Below are 2,701 nucleotides of genomic sequence, written 5' to 3'. Positions count from 1 at the left end.
CTGTTGATGGAAGCATTATACTACATTGGGACATTTTCCTTTATGGTATATTAGGACATTATCATAAATGGTTCATACACTAAATAGCAATTGCATAATTATACTTGACTTCCCCGAATTTTAGTAGTAGAATTACTTCAGTTCGTTAAACAACTAAATTAAAAAAGGATTAAATTCCTTGAAGGGAAGAAGTAGAAACAGAAGCACCTTGTCTACAGAGAGCTGTGTCGGTGGAAAGCAGCGTCAGGTCTGTTTTGAAGATCATCCCCGAGAAGGGAAGCCGAACGCTTCATAAGTATCCGTTTTTTCAAACAGGAACCAGATACGAAGTGAAGAACTGCATCAAGTAGGTTTCCACGGTTGTTCCCCGTTATCGGAATCGCGTATGTCGGTACGTTGTCTTTTCGTACTTGTTTCAAAGGGGAAACAGGGTGGTTGCGGTCTAATATGGTCCGTCCCTAGTTCAGGGGCGGATTTTTTTTGTGTAACAGGAAATTCCGTTGGAACTTCCTGTTACACAAAAGCCCTGCCGGGCAGGATCGTACTGCGGCTGCATAACAGATAGTTCCATTTTACGAAAGACGAAAACCTGACAAGTAAATTAAGAGGAGGAGAGATCATGAAAGTCTTCAAAAAAATCATGAATGCAGTAGCAGCAGTAGAAAATTGTATTCTGGTAGTGTCTACCCTGCTGATACTGGTTCTGACCGTGGGAAATGTTTTTTCCCGAAAAGTGATCCATCGTTCCTGGTCCTTTACCGAGGAACTTGTGGTCGCAGTCTTTGTACTGATTACCTTAATGGCTGCAGCACTTGCATGCCGCGAAGGAGAACTGGTTAACCTGTCACTGGTTACAGACCGTCTCCCTGAGAAACTGAAAAAACCATCTGTTATCCTTACCACTGTTCTGTGCATTATTTTTACCGCAATCTTATTCTGGTTCGGTATGGAAAAAGTAATCACACAGCTGGAAAACGGAAAACGTACCTTCGTTCTGAACTGGCCGGAGTGGATATTCTGGTCCTTCGTGCCAATCGGATCCGGATGTATGATCTTACATTTTATTGAATACTGTCTTGACTATTGTACAGGCAATCTGAAAAAGGAGGATAAATAAATGATAAGTGCAGTTCTTTTTATTTCATTTTTTGTTTTCCTGATCATGGGAGTTCCCATTGCAATCTGTCTGGGACTGTCCTCCGTCTGTGCAATCCTGTACTCCGGAACCTCCCTTACCATCGTTGCAACCAATATGTATGCCGGAATCAGTAAATTTCTCCTTCTGGCTATCCCATTTTTCGTACTTTCCGGAAATATCATGGCAAAAGCCGGAATTTCCAAAAGACTTGTCAGATTCGTAGATACCTGCGTGGGACATAAAAGAGGCGGCATCGCCATTGTATGCGTTATTGTAGCCTGCTTCTTCGGCGCAATTTCCGGATCCGGACCTGCAACTGTAGCAGCACTTGGAGCAGTTCTGATTCCGGCAATGGTAGAGCGGGGAGGCTTCAGCGCACCGTTTTCCACAGCCCTGATGGCAACATCAAGCTCCATCGCCATTGTCATCCCGCCAAGTATTGCATTTGTTGTATATGCTTCTATCACAGGCGTATCTATTGCAGATATGTTCATGGCAGGAATCGTACCTGGAATTCTGATGGGCGTTGCCCTTGTGATCGTGGTTATGGTGGAAGCCAGAAAAAAAGGCATTCAGCCAGCCCAGAAGAAAGCGACTGCAAAAGAGCGCTGGGATGCATTTAAGGATGCTTTCTGGGGATTCTTAATGCCGGTTATTATTCTGGGTGGTATTTATGGCGGTATTTTTACTCCTACTGAGGCAGCGGCTGTATCTGTTGTATACGGTCTGTTTGTAGGTATGGTGATTTATCGTGAGGTTAAATTAAAAGACCTGTTTGACATTTGCGTGGATTCTGCGAAAACAACTGGTGGAATCATGCTGATCGTAGCAAGTGCTTCCCTGTTTTCCTATGTATGTACCAAATTCGGTATCGCAGACGCAGCTTCAGCGCTTCTTGGAAGCATTGCACATAACCAGTTTACCTTCCTTCTGATCGTAAACATTATTTTCCTGATTGCAGGCTGCTTCATCGATGCAAACTCTGCTATGTACATTTTTATTCCGGTTATGCTTCCGGTATGCAAAGCACTTGGCTATGATGTGGTTGCATTTGGTGTGATGGCAACTGTAAACCTTGCAATTGGACAGGTAACTCCGCCGGTTGGTGTCAACCTGTTTGTGGCAATCGGAATCAAGATCAAAAAAGGCATGGAGGTTACCCTTCAGGAAATTTCAAAAGCAGTTATGCCCATGCTGGCAGCCTGTGTGGCCGTGCTTCTTGTGGTTACCTATATTCCGGTAACTTCAACGGCTCTTCCGAGAGCACTTGCTAAAAATGGTGCATATTCCGGAGATTCTTCCTCTGGTGACAGCGGCTCATCCGCAGCTTCTGCAGCCGGAGACGGGGATTATTCCTTCAATGAGATCGCAGACTACAGTGATCTTGGCTGGGAGGAAACCACCTGGAATTTTGCATGCTCTACAACTGAGACTTCTACCTGGGCGGACGGCGGCCGCAAGTTTGGCGAGCTGATGGAAAAGGCCACAGGAGGAAAAGTAAAAGTAAACATATATGCAGCAGACCAGCTGACAAACGGAAACCAGTCCGAGGGAATCCAGGCA

The 2,701-nt window shown here is 44.9% G+C and carries 2 protein-coding genes; both read left to right on the top strand.

Annotation, left to right across the window (positions count from 1 at the left end; genetic code table 11):
• Nucleotides 1–619 precede the first annotated feature (619 nt).
• The gene (locus tag I4V84_RS01645) at nt 620–1,117 is read left to right on the top strand and encodes a TRAP transporter small permease (protein WP_118583920.1); all 498 of its coding nucleotides are present in this window, start codon (nt 620–622) and stop codon (nt 1,115–1,117) included.
• Nucleotides 1,118–2,701, top strand: a 1,584-nt coding sequence (locus I4V84_RS01640) for a TRAP transporter large permease (protein ID WP_195591141.1), incomplete at its 3' end; no start/stop codon positions are given.

Source organism: Ruminococcus sp. 1001713B170207_170306_F1, from assembly GCF_015668065.1.
Lineage (GTDB): Bacteria > Bacillota > Clostridia > Lachnospirales > Lachnospiraceae > Blautia_A > Blautia_A faecis.
Note: the sequence above shows the minus strand (reverse complement) of the source record. Positions and strands in the feature narration are given on the sequence as shown.

What these genes read in the sequence shown, in the direction of transcription:
- I4V84_RS01645 (WP_118583920.1), top strand. Translation starts at nt 620, where the DNA reads ATGAAAGTCTTCAAAAAAATCATGAATGCAGTAGCAGCAGTAGAAAAT.